We start from the raw sequence: 14,228 nt of genomic DNA, 5'->3' as shown, positions 1-14,228 counted from the left end.
ACAGAATGGCACAACGCATGGCAGGTAAGAGAGTCGCTCTTGCTGGTCCCCGTAAAGCAGACGAAATGGCGCTGCTAGTTGTGAAGATGGGAGGGGAGCCAGTACATCGTCCGGCCCAGGGCACTGTTTTTCTAGATGATATCGAGCTGCGCAACGCTGTTGTATCGTGGGTAAAGAACCCTCCGGACTGGTACATCTTCACGACAGGCATGGGGCTGGATGCCCTGTTCGATATGGCAGAGGATATGGGCGTGGCTGAGCAGATTATAGAGTTGCTGCAATCCTCCAACATTGCAGCGCGGGGCTACAAGACGGTCAATGGACTCAAAAAGCGTGGCTTTACGCCAGCAGTACGAGACGAGGACGGAAGTTTGATCGGATTGACAGGAGCTTTCGCCCCATACGATCTGAAGGGGAAGGAAGTGCTGTTGCAACTGCATGGCGATCCAGCCCCACGGTTGGTAAAATGGCTGGACGAGCAGGGGGCAGTGACCCGCCAGGTACTCCCTTATAAGCATATTCCACCTGAGGAAGCAAAATTGCAGGCGTTACTGGAAGATGTTATCCAGCGTAACGTTGATGCCGTTACGTTCACGAGTGGTCCGCAAATTCGATTTTTAGCTCAATATGCGAGAGAGCAAAATCGAATCGAGGATTTACTGGAAGCTTTCCGTGAGGATGTGATTGCTGTATCCGTAGGGAAGGTGACTGCACAGTCCATTGTGGAAGAAGGGATTGATCGAGTCGTGTTTCCAACCGAAGAACGCATGGGCGCGATGATGGTGGAGCTGGGCAAATATTTTGAACATAACGATTCGGTGCATGGCTGTGGTCTGAAGATCGTGAATGGTCATTGAAATGAGTTATAAAATGATAGTGCTGTAAGCAGAAAATGAACTTATATTTACTAATCCAGAGTAAAATAAAGATAAGGGCCTACGAGGTCTTTATCTTTTTTTGTTGGACATGCATCGATAAAGTTTTTTGTTATAGCGAAAATATTTGTCTAATATAATGAATAAGTTTCGATGCATGATACTTGAGGACAGGAGCTGAGACGTTAATGAATTCTATTTGCGTATTTGCCGGGTCCAGACCTGGACATTCATCGGTATATGTTGAGGCGGCAGGCAAGCTGGGGGAAGCCATGGCTCGCCATCATATCCGTCTGATCTATGGTGGCTCTAGCAGGGGGTTGATGGGAGAGGTGGCGGATGGACTGCTGGCGGGTGACGGTCAGGTCACCGGTATTATGCCCACCCTGTTATTCGATGCAGAGATCGTACATCGGGGAGTTACCGAGTTTATTGAGGTAGCAAGCATGCATGAGCGTAAAGCGGCAATGAGCGAGATGGCCGATGCTTTTATTGCCCTTCCGGGTGGTTTGGGAACCTTTGAGGAGCTGTTCGAGGTATTGTGCTGGGCGCAAATTGGCATTCATCGCAAGCCTATTGGGCTGCTGAATGTAAATGGATATTTTGACCCGTTGATAGAAATGGTACGTCATAGCGTTCAGGAAGGGTTTACCGGAGCTGATCATCCAGCGCTACTGAGTATCTCTGCGGACCCGGACGAATTGCTACATATGTTAAAAAAGAAAGCAGAGAACTTAAAATAAAGCGTTTTTCGTGCTTGCACAACTGATTGAGGCAAGGTTATGATAAGACCCATAATCAAATAGCGGACAGACAAGGTGCCTTTGCGGTTGAGCAAAGGGTAACAGGGAATCGGGTGCAAATCCCGAGCGGTCCCGCCACTGTAAGGAAGAGGATTTTTTTAATTGGTCACTCGTGAAAAACGGGGAAGACGAAAGAATCCGTTGATGCCAAGCCAGGAGACCTACCTTGATCTGTATGCACCGTTAACCTTCGCGGAGAGGATGGGTGTACGAAATCAGGAAATCAGGCACACGTTGCTTTTTCCATGTTGGCTAGAGGTTTGCGTGGATATGAACGTGCAGCAGCGTTTGAAGCGTAAACAGACAGATGGAAAACAACGGCAGGCTGGAGGAAGACAAATCGTGTCTTCTTACGCTGTTTGTTCGTCTGATGAGAGATACGTACATAGAAACCCCATCCGGGTAGGATGGGGCTTTTTTGAGTTACAGGATGTCCAAAAATCATTGGAATAGATAGCATAGCTGCCCTGAAAAGGATGAATAGGAGGAGCACGATGAGCCCATTAGGAAAATTGCTGGTGATTGGATTTGGACCAGGAGATATGGAACATATCACAAAACGGGCGCTGGATGCGCTGGCCGAAAGTGAGGTCATTATCGGCTACAATACCTACGTTGATTTGATCCGTCCGTTGTTGAACGGACAGGAGATTGTACGCACAGGGATGACAGAGGAAGTGAGCCGTGCGCAGGAGGCGGTTCGCCAAGCAGAGATGGGCAAGAAGGTAGCTGTCATTTCCAGTGGAGATGCAGGAGTCTATGGTATGGCAGGGCTGGTGTACGAAGTGCTGATGCAAAAAGGCTGGCGACGCGAGGGCGGGGTTGAGGTAGAAGTCGTACCGGGGATCTCGGCTATTCAGTCCTGTGCTTCACTGTTGGGGGCGCCAGTGATGCATGATGCGTGCACGATTAGTCTGAGTGATCATCTGACCCCGTGGGAAACGATCGTAAAGCGTGTAGAAGCTGCGGCTTCGGCTGATTTTGTGATTGCATTATACAACCCGCGCAGTGGTCGGCGTACCCGCCAGATTGTGGAGACGCAGTCCATTTTGCTTCGTTACCGCGATCCGCAAACTCCGGTTGGGCTAGTGAAGAGCGCTTATCGTGAACGTCAGCAAGTTATTGTAACGACGCTGGAAGATATGCTGAACCATGACATCGGGATGCTGACGACTGTAATCATCGGCAATTCCTCGACGACGGTGTATGACGGTTTGATCGTGACTCCGCGCGGATATCAGCGCAAATACACGCTGGATGCGACCGAGCAGGCGCTCAAGCCACATCAGCGGCTCCGCACGGAAGCGGAGCCGTGGTCGCTGGGCGCGCAAGAGGATACACCGCAGGCAGGCGCAGCCCCCACTACGCCCGCTGGACCCTCCGCGAGCGGCGCTGCGGTTGCCACGCAGGCACGCCCGCAAGCGATGGCTGCCGTGCAGGCAACGACTGCTGTGCAAACCGGCGTAGCCCCGGCATCGCTGGCGGCAGAGGCGCTAAGCCGCCTCGCTATCGGCGGTAAGCTGCCTGGCGAAGCCAACGCTCGCTGGAGCGGGCAAGCGCCTGCCGCCAAGAGCACCGCCGGAACGTCAGCGGTGGCCGGAGCAGGGGCCGCGGCCGGGATGGCGACAGGCGGCTTTGGCAAGCCTGCGCTATTTGAGGTGGGCGTTTCCCCGGGTGTGGGAAACAAGAAGTTCACCGCTCGTCAGATGGCGCTGCTCGCCGAGGTAGCGGGTGATGATGGCGAGCTGGAATACACGCCGGATCATCAGATCGTGCTGCGCGTGCCGTGTGCAGACCCCGAGGAACTGGTCGGGCGGCTGCGGGATGAACGATTCATTGTCATGCCGATTGGCGATGTGTTTAAGGTAAAGGCGTGCGACTTCTGCAATATGGAGAAGGATGACGCTGTGCCTGTGGCTGAGCATTTACAGGTTGTACTTGGCGGATTACAGGCACCCAAGGAAACGAGCATTGCTTTGAACGGATGCGGTATGGCCTGCTATGGAGCCGTACTGGAGGATATCGGAATCGTCTATCGCAAGGGTGGGTACGATCTCTTCCTCGGTGGCAAAAAATTCGGCCGCAATGCTCATGCCGCTCAGCCTGTAGCGGAAGGAATTCCGGGTGATCAGATTACGGACATCGTGGAGCATGTCATCGCTGAATATAAGGAAAAAGGACATCCGAATGAGCGCTTTCATAAATTTTTTAAGCGTGTAGGTGTCGTTGCGGGGTTCCGGCATGAAGATGCACCAGTAACGGTAGAAGTGAATGCGGTTTGTGGTGATTAATGGACTGAAGGCCTGATGAACGGGATACAAGCATATATATAAAATAGGGCGTCATGCAGGCTATCCCTATTAAAGAGGAGGAAACAACAGCAGTGGATGCAATATTGTTGGTTGGACATGGAAGTCGGGACCCGGAGGGGAACCAGGAACTGCTGGAATTTGCACAGGCAGTGGCAGATCGGGTACCGGATATGTGCGTGGAAACCTGTTTCTTGGAGCTGGCACGTCCCAGCATTGCTGATGGGATGCAAACTTGTGTGGAGAAAGGGGCGACGCGTGTCGTTCTTATTCCGATTATTTTGTTCGCAGCGGTACATGCCAAAATTGATATTCCGATGGCTATTGACCGGGCAAAGGCGAAATATCCGCAGGTGGAATTTGTATACGGACGTCCGATTGGTGTTCACGAGAAAATCGTCAGCATTCTGCTAAGCCGCTTGAAAGAGGCCCAGCCGGTTGCAGTTCCAGCGGGGATGATTAGCGCTGTCGAGGCATCTGTCGAGGTACCTGACGAGGAAACGGCGGTACTTGTATTAGGACGCGGAAGTAGCGATCCAGATGCGAACAGTGACTTTTTCAAAATCACCCGTATGCTGTGGGAGAAGCTTTCTTATACATGGGTAGAGAGCAGCTTTATCGGTGTGACGCAGCCTTCCTTTCCCGATGGATTGGAGCGTTGTGTACGATTGGGGGCCAAAAAGATTATCGTGCTTCCCTATTTTCTGTTCACGGGTGTGCTGATTAAACGCATCGGAGAAATGACCCAGGAATTTGCCGAGGCTCACCCTGCATTACAAGTGGAGATGGGCGGATATTTTGGTTTCCATCCCCAATTGGTTGAACTGGTGCTGGAGCGAGCTAAGGAAGGTTTGTTCGGCAAGGTTACGGCCAATTGTGATAACTGCCAGTTCCGTCTGGAGGCGCAGGAGCACCACCATCATCACCACCATCATCACCACGATCATGACCACGATCATGACCATGACCACGATCATCATCATGAACATGAACATCACCACCATCATGCACATGAGCACGACCATCATGATCACCATACACACAGCCACGATCACACTCATGAGCATGTCCATGCTCACAGCCATGATGACCATAATCACCATCACGAGCATTCACATACGCCATCTGTAGTGAATGGAAGCGGGCAGGTGAAGGGCTCATGATATTCATGCTATGCGGAACGAGCGATGCTCGGGAATTGGCGCTGCAAATCCGTGACAATGGCTTCAACGTATTGGCCTCAGTCGTAACCGAAAGCGCGGCAGCCAGCTTGTCTGAAGCGGGACTAGACGTACGCACAGGCCGAATGACAGCCGATGAAATGGCTGCAATGATTCGGGAGCTTGGAATACAGGCGGTTGTTGATGCCAGTCATCCTTTTGCAGAAGAAGCACATGCGAATGCGATGACAGCCGCTCGCGAGTCCGGGGTTCCTTATATTCGCTATGAGCGGACAGGACTTGTATATGACAATCATCCGTTGCTCCACATCGTGTCTTCCTATGAAGAAGCCGCATTACAAGCGAAGCAACTCAAAGGTTCTGTAATGCTTACGACGGGCAGTAAGACGCTCGGCACGTTCACCAAGCATTTACTCGGAGACCCGGAGATTCGTCTGGTTATACGCATGCTGCCGCGCCTGGACAATATGGAGAAATGCGGCGAACTGGGCATGGAGCAAAAAAATATTATTGCCATGCAGGGACCCTTTTCCCGCGAGATGAACGAAGCATTGTACAAGCACTATGGCACGACCGTGATGGTCACCAAGGAAAGCGGAAGCACGGGAGCAGTGGATGAAAAGGTTCAATCTGCATTGGAGCTGGGGATTCACGTACTTTTGATTTCCAGGCCGGAAGTGGAATTTGGCACAGTATTTGATCATTTCGACGGAGTCATCAACGCACTGCGTACAGCAAAAGAGAAAACTTCAATTTGAGTTGAGCCTTACCCCTGCGAGTCCAGTTCATCAGGAACGACTTCTGGCATGTATTTAAAATATAGTCATCTTAAAACAGGTGTTTTTACAGGTATCCATGATTTAGTAGCAATGAATTGTCATTTTCCTAAACTATTTTCTAATTTTCCATAAGGGAGTGGTCTACCATGGATTTCAAAACAGAATTTAAACCGCTAACGGTACAGCCGCAGGAGATTGAAGGCAAAAGCTTCGAGATGATCACAGAAGAATTGGGAGAGCATCCTTTTACAGCAGAGCAATATCCCGTTGTACAGCGTGTCATTCATGCATCTGCTGATTTTGAGCTGGGCCGCAGCATGGTGTTTCATCCAAAAGCGATTGAAGCCGGGATTGCAGCTATTCGCGCAGGCCAGCAGGTAGTGGCAGATGTGCAGATGATTCAAGCGGGGCTGAGTAAGGATCGTATCCGTCAATTTGGCGGGGATGTGCATGTGTACATATCTGACCCTGACGTCATGGAAGAAGCGAAAAGGCTGAATACGACACGCGCCATTATTTCGATGCGCAAAGCGATTCAGGCGAGCGAAGGTGGTATCTATGCGATTGGTAATGCGCCGACAGCGTTGCTGGAGCTGATTCGTCTGGTGAAAGAAGGAGCGGCCAAGCCCGGACTGGTGATTGGCATGCCCGTAGGCTTCGTATCGGCGGCAGAATCCAAGGACGAGCTGCGCAAGCTGGATATTCCGTTCATTACGAATATTGGACGCAAGGGCGGCAGTACAATTGTCGTAGCAGCATTGAATGCGATCTCCTTAATGGCTGTCCGCTAGATGCGGTTGTCCGTTTGCTGTATCATGAAATGAATTGGAACATGATCAGCAGAAGAGGTTAAGGAGGAATTGGCATGGAAAAGGAAGCGGCGTCCGCCGACAAGCCCAAACGGATGAAAAGCGGTGAAGCTCCCGCACCGGACAAGCCAATGCGGTCAGGCTTTACGACAGGAGCTTGTGCGGCTGCAGTAGCCAAAGGAGCGGTACAACTGCTCATCACGGGCATTCCGCCGAAGGAAGCAGTGATATCGCTGCCCGCGGGCTTCGATCATGCGTTTGAGCTGATTGAGCCTGTGTTGGACGCGGACGAAGCTTCCTGCACGACGATCAAGGACGGTGGCGATGACCCAGATGCCACGCATCAGGCGAGAATTATCGCGTCCGTTAGCTGGCGCGAGGAGCCGGGCATTGAACTGGACGGTGGCATCGGCGTGGGGCGGGTAACGAAGCCCGGTCTGCCTGTGCCTGTCGGAGAAGCAGCGATTAATCCGGTGCCGCGCCGGATGATTACGGAGGCTGTGACAGGTGTGCTTGAGGAGCACGGATCGGCCAAAGGTGTCCGTGTCGTCATCAGCGTACCGGACGGTGAAGAAATTGCCAAGAAAACGCTGAACGGGCGGCTTGGCATTCTTGGCGGTATTTCCATACTAGGCACGCGTGGTGTGGTCGTTCCGTTTTCCACGTCTGCTTATAAAGCCAGTGTCGTGCAGGCCATATCAGTTGCGCAAGCGATGAACTGCCAGGAGATAGTCCTGACCACAGGCGGCAGCAGTGAAAAATACGCCATGCAAATGTATGATCAGCTGACGGAAGAGGCCTTTATTCAGATGGGGGACTTTGTTGGCTTTGCTATAAAGCATGGGAAACGGCTGGGAATGAAAAAGATTATTCTCGTCGGTATGCCCGGTAAGCTGTCCAAGGTCGCTCAAGGTATCATGATGGTTCACTCCAAGAGCGCTCCGGTGGATTTTGGCTTTTTGGCTGAGGTCGCGCGTGAAGCGGGTGTGGATGAGTCGCTTGCAGCGGCAGTGGCAGAGGCGAATACAGCTACGCAGGTGGCGGATATGATGACCGAAGCGAATGCGCTGAGCTTTTTTGAAAAGCTGTGTACCTATGGATGTCAGCATTGTCTGGAGCATGCAGGTGGTGGAATCGTTGTGGAAATGGTACTGATAACGCTGAAAGGGAACGTGCTGGGGAGGGCGAGAGTCGGTGAGTAAAGTGATCCGTGTCATTGGTATCGGTGAAAATGGAGCGGCAGGTCTGTCGCAGGAAACATTGGAGCAAATTGAGCGTGCGGACCTGCTGGTTGGTGGAGAACGCCAGCTAGGATTTTTCAAGGCAGCCGCAGGGGAAAAACGAACATTAAAGAGCGGCTTATCCGCCGTGGTGGAAGAATTGGGACGGTTGCGTGAGGACAAGGATATTGTCGTGCTTGCGTCCGGCGATCCGCTTTTTTTTGGAATTGCAGGTTATTTGTCTGCCAAGCTGGGGGCGGAACATCTGGATATTATGCCGCATCTTAGCTCGGTTCAGCTGGCGTTTGCGCGTCTCGGTGAAAGCTGGCAGGATGCGGTGCTGGAAAGCGTACACGGTCGCCCGATGACCGGACTGGCGCAGCGGATTGACGGACAGAACAAGGTCGCGCTGTTGACGGACGACCGGAATCATCCCGGTGCAGTCGCTGCCTATCTGCTGCATTATGGCATGACGGAATATGATGCTTTTGTCGGCGAGCATTTGGGCGGACCGGATGAGGTGTATCAGCATTATACGCTGGAAGAGATGGCGCAGAGAACGTTCCAACCATTGAATGTGGTTATTTTGCGCCGCCGTAAGGGGGAAAACGTGCCTGCAATTCGGCGGGGATTTGGCTTCGAGGATGCGGAATTTCACCAGCGCAAGCCGGAAAAAGGGCTGATCACGAAGCGTGAAGTACGCGTATTCAGCTTGTCCGAGCTGCGATTGACCGAACGAAGCATCGTATGGGATATCGGCGCAGGCTCTGGCTCTGTAGCGGTAGAATGTGCTCGGCTAGCCAGGTATGGGCAAGTATTTGCCATTGAGAAGAACGAAGGTGATCTGGCTAATGTGGAAGCGAACAAAATCAAATTTCGCACCGATTTTCCGGTTATTCATGCCAAAGCGCCTGCCGGATTGGAAGATCTGCCAGACCCGGATGCGGTGTTTATTGGCGGGAGCGGGGGAGAATTGGCTGAGCTGATTCGTCTGTGTGCTTCCCGTCTGCGTAAGGACGGACGAATTGTAGTGAATGCTGCAACGGTTGAGACACTGCATGACGGTATGAAAGCGATGCAAGCAGCAGGTCTCGAAACTTCGGTGACGTTATTGCAAACAGCGCGCAGCAAGCCGATTTTGAATATGACTCGTTTTGACGGACTCAATCCGGTATATGTGATTACAGGACAGCCGTCGGTGGACGTGGCTGACGAAGTAGTAGGGGAGTAAGCTGGTAATTCAAGAGGGGGAGAGAGACAGCATGAATACGGCGGCAACAGGAACACTTTACGGCGTAGGCGTGGGGCCGGGTGATCCCGAGCTGATTACAGTCAAGGCGTATCGCATGATTCAGGAATGTGCAGTTGTGGCTTATCCGAAGAAACGCCGGGGAGGCAAATCGTATGCTCACGAGATCGTGGAGTTGTACGTCAACCCGGAGGAAAAGGAGATGCTGGGACTCATTTTTCCAATGACCAAGGACCCGGTTGTACTGGAGCGGGAGTGGAACAAAACGGTGGTTGCTTGCTGGGAGGCACTGAGTCAAGGCAAGGATGTAGCCTTTGTCACAGAGGGAGACCCTAATCTGTACAGTACCTTTATTCATTTGGCACGGCTCATGAAGGATCTTCATCCTGAGGTGCCGATTGTATCTATTCCGGGCATTTCGTCTGTGTTGGGAGCGGCGGCAGCGCTGGAATTGCCTTTGGCAGACGGAGATCAGCAGGTCGGTATTATTCCGGCTACGGATGATCGGGAAGCGATGAAGCGGGCGATTGAGAATCACGATACGGTTGTATTTATCAAGGTTGCCAAGGTACTGGATTTGATTTTGGATGTGCTCGATGAACTCAATTTGGGGGACCGTGCATCTGTCATTACCAAGGTCACTTCTCCTTATGAAATGGTATGGCGCAACGCACGTGAGCTGCGCGGACAGGAGCTTGAATATTTGAGTTTAATGGTGGTGAGCAAATGACGTTGGAGCCCAAAGTATATATTGTAGGAGCAGGTCCAGGAGACCCGGAGTTGATTACGGTCAAAGGCTCCCGGATTCTACGCACGGCCGATGTGGTATTGTACACGGATTCACTCGTGAACGACGAGTTGATTGCCACGGCCAAACCAGAGGCGCAGGTATTGCAAAGCTCAGGCATGGATCTGGACCGGCAGGTTGAGATTATGAGCGAGGCTGTGCAGGCTGGATGCAGTGTAGCTCGCGTACATACAGGCGATCCGGCAGTGTACGGAGCCATTTTGGAACAGATGGTGTTGCTGAAGCAGCGCGGAGTAGCCTACGAAATCGTACCGGGCGTCAGTTCGGTCTTTGCTTCTGCGGCCGTGCTGGGTGCAGAGCTAACGGTGCCTGACCTGACACAGACCGTCATTCTGACGCGTGCTGAAGGCCGTACACCTGTACCGGATCGGGAAAAGCTGCGTGATCTAGCTTCCCATCACTGTACAGTGGCTTTATTCCTCAGCGCGACACTGGCGAAGAAGGTGGTCGTTGAGTTTCTGGCGGCAGGCTGGAGCGAGGACACGCCTGTAGCGGTTGTGCAGCGCGCGACCTGGCCGGATCAAAAGATCGTGCGCACGACGCTTGCTCAATTACCCGCCGATTTGCGTGCAGCAGGCATAACGATGCATGCCATGATTTTGGCGGGCTGGGCGCTCGACCCAGAGCTGGTGGACAAGGATGCGCACCGTTCCAAGCTGTATGATAAGTCGTTCACCCATGGCTACCGGAAGGGAGTGAAGTCCGGTGAGTAATCCATTTGCCGCTGTGGCGATCACGAAGCATGGAGTGGAAATGGTTCGCAATTTGGGAGCCAACTTTCCGGGCACGGATGTGTATTATATGTCCAAGTTTGAGCGTGGCGATGAGCAGGAGCGTGGCATTCAGTTGTTCGAAGGATCGGTCAAACTGATTTTGCCGGATTTATTTAAACAATATAACGGTATTATTTTATTTATTTCCCTCGGTGCAGTGGTTCGTATGATTGCACCGATTTTGGTGGATAAAAAGGTAGACCCCGCCGTGGTCGTCATTGATGATCGCGGAGAACATGTTATTAGCGTACTGTCTGGGCATTTGGGTGGCGCCAATGAATTGACCCGCCATGTAGCTGCTGTACTGGGCGCACGTGCGGTAATCACAACTGCATCGGACGTGCAGGGCACGATTCCGGTGGACATGTTTGGGCGTGAATTGGGTTGGGTGATCGATAGCTTCGACAAGGCCACTCCTGTGAGCGCCGCTGTTGTGAACGAGGAGCCTGTTGCGCTCATACAAGAGACAGGCGAACGGAACTGGTGGCGTTATGACAAACCTGTACCTGGGCATATCAAGGTATATGCCTCGACGGCAGAAGCATTACAAGAACCGTTTAACGCCGCGTTGGTCGTGAGTGACCGTTTATTGGAGCCGGAGGAAGAAGAGCAGCTTCTTTCTAATGGCGTGCTGTACCGTCCGAAAAGCTTGGTGCTCGGCATCGGCTGCAACCGTGGGACTGCATTGGAGGAGCTGGAGGCGGGTGTGCTGGACACCTTGCAAGAGTTGCGTTTGTCTGTGAAAAGCGTACGGAATATTGCCACCATTGATCTGAAAAAGGACGAAGAGGGCTTACTTGCCCTTTGCGCCAAATACGGTTGGGAACTGGTGACGTATACTCCGTCAGAGCTGAATACGGTGCAGCTTCCCAATCCATCGGAAACCGTCTTCAAATACACTGGCGCATATGGGGTCAGTGAACCTTCAGCCTTGTTGTCCTCCGGTGCAGACCATTGGCTGCTGGAGAAGAAAAAAAGCGGCAATATGACGTTGTCTGTAGCGCGGGTTTCCTATGACTGACGTCATGAAGCAGGCTGTACAGTCTGATCCGTCTGCCGCTACGCGCAGAAGCCGTATTGTTGTTGCTGGCACGGGCAGCGGCGCAGGCAAAACGACTGTTACCCTCGGGCTGATGAAGGCGTTCGCCGACAGCGGCCTGCGAGTGCAGGGTTTTAAGTGCGGGCCGGATTATATTGATCCGACCTATCATACGGCCGCGACCGGAACGCCATCCCGTAATCTGGATTCATGGATGACCTCACCGGATACGGTGCGTGAAATCTTTATCCGTGCTTCCGCAGGCGCGGATATTTCCGTGATTGAAGGCGTCATGGGTCTGTATGACGGCAAGGACCCGCTCAGCAACACTGGCTCGACCGCTGAGATCGCCATGCTGACGGACAGCCCTGTATTGCTGGTGGTCGACGTACGCAGTATGGCACGAAGCGCCGCCGCTATTGTGCTCGGCTTTCAGCGCTTGGAGCCCAAGCTGCGCATTGTGGGCGTAATTGTGAATCGTTGCGGTAGCCAAGGGCACTATGGCATCGTCAAAAAGGCGATCGAGCAGGAGTGCGGCATCCCTGTGCTCGGCTGGTTAAAGCGTGATGACGGGCTGGATATTCCCGAGCGTCATCTGGGTTTAGTACCCGCTGTGGAACGCGGCGAGCTGGAGCCGCTTTTCCAACGGGCGGCAGAGCTGATCCGCGCGGGTACGGATCTGGATGCACTGCGGGCATTGGCAGATTCGGCTCCGCCGCCCAGCCCGCCCGAGCACCCATTATTTTCCTTGGATCGGCTTCCATCAGCAGGGCATGAAGCTGATACCGGGGGACGTCCCGTCATCGCCGTCGCCAGAGATGCGGCGTTCAATTTTTACTACCCGGAAAATATGGATTTGCTGCGTCAGGCGGGAGCCGAAATTGCCTATTTCAGTCCGCTGGCGGGAGAACGCGTACCTGAGCAGGCAAGCGGCCTATACCTGGGCGGCGGTTTCCCCGAGGAGTTTGCCGCAGATATCGCTGCAAATACGGGTTTTTTGGAAGATATCCGCAACGCGGTGAGCCGGGATATGCCAGTATTCGCCGAATGCGGAGGTTATATGGTACTGGCACGGACTCTTACGGATCGTATGGGAAATGCCCATCACATGGCCGGAGTTATTCCGTCGGACGTCCGCATGCAGGAGAAACGGGCCGCACTGGGATACCGTGAAGCAACCGCTTTGCAGGATTGCTTACTGCTGGAGGCTGGAGAGACCATTCGGGGACATGAATTTCATTATTCTGTCATGCACTATGACGAATCATCCGCCCCCTACTCCTACGCCTATCAAACCAAGGGGATGCGTGGTCTTCAGAGCGAAGGCTATGCGAAAGGGAATCTTTTGGCAGCCTACACGCATGTTCATCTCGCTTCTCTTCCCAAAGCGGCAGCACGTTGGGTGGAACAATGCCGGGCTTACAGTCCATAGTTTTGCAAACGAGTCCACCATTTCATATAAACAAAAAGAAGCCGATTCCCTGAAAGGGGCCGGCTTTTCTAAATTTCAATAGAGTTAAACCTTACATGGTATGGAAGCGTATACATTACTTTTTTGGTGGTTCACTTACATGAGCTTTTTCAGCTGGGAAATCCTTCCCTGACTCACGCCAAGCATGGAGGCGAGTTGTTTTTGTGAAGATGCTGGATGTTCTTCCATAAGCTCTCTCATTTTCTCCAAAATAACGTCTGTGCGCTGATAAATTTTTTTCATATGCATGTTTTGCTTAAGTGGGGGTGAATGGGTTTCAGTCGCTGTGACCGGAACTAAATCTTCCGTTTTCATCGAGGCCGCACATTCATCGCAGATAAACTGATCTTTAAAATAGGTGTTAGTATCAACCGCACCGCAAAATATACAGTTGGTTGATTTGTACTTACGGAGCATGAGTGTCTGGTCTTCAATAAAAAACTCTAATGGATCGCCGATGTCAATCTCCATCGTCATGCGCAACTCTTTAGGAAGCACAATTCGCCCCAAGCTGTCCAAGGGCCGGGTCATTCCAGTCCTTTTCATTCATGCAACCTCCCCGGTTTTTTAAGATGTATAGAATGTATAAGGTTTGAGGCAATTCTTATCAATTCTATAACCGCAAGCATAAATTTCTTACAAAAAGCGGCCCTTTATTATTAATCAAGCATGGACGCACTTTTTTTCTTACGAGTATACCATAAAGAGGCCGAATCGCCATCGTTCAGATTTATAAATTTTGAATAAGTTTTAATAAGTTTATTCCGAGCGAACATATATGCTATAATCTTCTGCTAAAGGATTTAATAGGCCGTCTGTAGAATTATTTATATATGCCGTAGCTCGGACAATGATGGCGGTGTTATGGGAAATGAATGAGGGCCAAACAGAATTTTCTGAGCGTTTTGACCC

At 52.1% G+C, this 14,228-nt stretch carries 13 protein-coding genes and 1 riboswitch; of the genes, 12 read left to right on the top strand and 1 reads right to left on the bottom strand.

What is annotated here, in order from left to right; genetic code table 11:
• Positions 1 to 5 precede the first annotated feature (5 nt).
• The 12 genes from MKY16_RS23230 (at position 6) to MKY16_RS23175 (ending at position 13,277) form a co-directional block, all read left to right on the top strand.
• Entirely contained in the window at positions 6 to 857 is an 852-nt protein-coding gene (locus MKY16_RS23230; RefSeq protein WP_340957203.1) for a uroporphyrinogen-III synthase, read from the top strand.
• Between the two features lie 206 nt (positions 858 to 1,063).
• Positions 1,064 to 1,618 carry an LOG family protein gene (locus MKY16_RS23225; RefSeq protein WP_318627966.1) on the top strand — a complete coding sequence of 185 codons (555 nt, stop codon included), beginning with the start codon at positions 1,064 to 1,066 and terminating at the stop codon, positions 1,616 to 1,618.
• 57 nt (positions 1,619 to 1,675) lie between these two features.
• A riboswitch (cobalamin riboswitch) is annotated at positions 1,676 to 1,861 on the top strand.
• Between the two features lie 311 nt (positions 1,862 to 2,172).
• Entirely contained in the window at positions 2,173 to 3,969 is a 1,797-nt protein-coding gene (cobJ, locus tag MKY16_RS23220; RefSeq protein WP_340957202.1) for a precorrin-3B C(17)-methyltransferase, read from the top strand.
• A gap of 92 nt (positions 3,970 to 4,061) precedes the next feature.
• Positions 4,062 to 5,150 carry a sirohydrochlorin chelatase gene (locus MKY16_RS23215; protein ID WP_340957200.1) on the top strand — a complete coding sequence of 363 codons (1,089 nt, stop codon included), beginning with the start codon at positions 4,062 to 4,064 and terminating at the stop codon, positions 5,148 to 5,150.
• Positions 5,147 to 5,926, top strand: a complete 780-nt coding sequence (cobK, locus tag MKY16_RS23210; protein ID WP_340957198.1) for a precorrin-6A reductase — start codon at positions 5,147 to 5,149, stop codon at positions 5,924 to 5,926. Before MKY16_RS23215 ends, cobK begins: the two co-directional genes overlap by 4 nt.
• A 167-nt stretch (positions 5,927 to 6,093) precedes the next feature.
• Positions 6,094 to 6,738 (top strand): precorrin-8X methylmutase, encoded by a 645-nt coding sequence (locus MKY16_RS23205; protein WP_069012857.1) that lies wholly within the window; start codon positions 6,094 to 6,096, stop codon positions 6,736 to 6,738.
• A 74-nt stretch (positions 6,739 to 6,812) separates the two neighbouring features.
• Positions 6,813 to 7,958: a cobalt-precorrin-5B (C(1))-methyltransferase gene (locus tag MKY16_RS23200; RefSeq protein ID WP_318627962.1), complete on the top strand. Its 1,146-nt coding sequence runs from the start codon at positions 6,813 to 6,815 to the stop codon at positions 7,956 to 7,958.
• A complete protein-coding gene (gene cbiE / locus MKY16_RS23195; RefSeq protein ID WP_340957197.1) occupies positions 7,951 to 9,207 on the top strand; it encodes a precorrin-6y C5,15-methyltransferase (decarboxylating) subunit CbiE in 1,257 nt (418 codons plus the stop codon). Before MKY16_RS23200 ends, cbiE begins: the two co-directional genes overlap by 8 nt.
• Before the next feature lie 31 nt (positions 9,208 to 9,238).
• A complete protein-coding gene (cobI, locus tag MKY16_RS23190) occupies positions 9,239 to 9,955 on the top strand; it encodes a precorrin-2 C(20)-methyltransferase (RefSeq protein ID WP_025719607.1) in 717 nt (238 codons plus the stop codon).
• Complete coding sequence (gene cobM, locus MKY16_RS23185) at positions 9,952 to 10,746, top strand: precorrin-4 C(11)-methyltransferase (protein WP_340957194.1); 795 nt, start codon at positions 9,952 to 9,954, stop codon at positions 10,744 to 10,746. The genes cobI and cobM overlap by 4 nt, the downstream gene beginning before the upstream one ends.
• Entirely contained in the window at positions 10,739 to 11,827 is a 1,089-nt protein-coding gene (locus tag MKY16_RS23180) for a cobalt-precorrin 5A hydrolase (protein ID WP_340957191.1), read from the top strand. The genes cobM and MKY16_RS23180 overlap by 8 nt, the downstream gene beginning before the upstream one ends.
• Positions 11,820 to 13,277, top strand: a complete 1,458-nt coding sequence (locus MKY16_RS23175) for a cobyrinate a,c-diamide synthase (protein WP_340957189.1) — start codon at positions 11,820 to 11,822, stop codon at positions 13,275 to 13,277. The genes MKY16_RS23180 and MKY16_RS23175 overlap by 8 nt, the downstream gene beginning before the upstream one ends.
• Positions 13,278 to 13,412: 135 nt before the next feature.
• Here the strand turns inward: MKY16_RS23175 and MKY16_RS23170 are convergent, their stop codons facing one another.
• Positions 13,413 to 13,862: an AbrB/MazE/SpoVT family DNA-binding domain-containing protein gene (locus MKY16_RS23170; RefSeq protein ID WP_025721620.1), complete on the bottom strand. Its 450-nt coding sequence runs from the start codon at positions 13,860 to 13,862 to the stop codon at positions 13,413 to 13,415.
• Positions 13,863 to 14,228: the final 366 nt, after the last annotated feature.

Source organism: Paenibacillus sp. FSL L8-0641, assembly GCF_038006265.1.
Classification (GTDB): Bacteria; Bacillota; Bacilli; order Paenibacillales; family Paenibacillaceae; genus Paenibacillus; species Paenibacillus polymyxa_D.
Note: the sequence above shows the minus strand (reverse complement) of the source record. Positions and strands in the feature narration are given on the sequence as shown.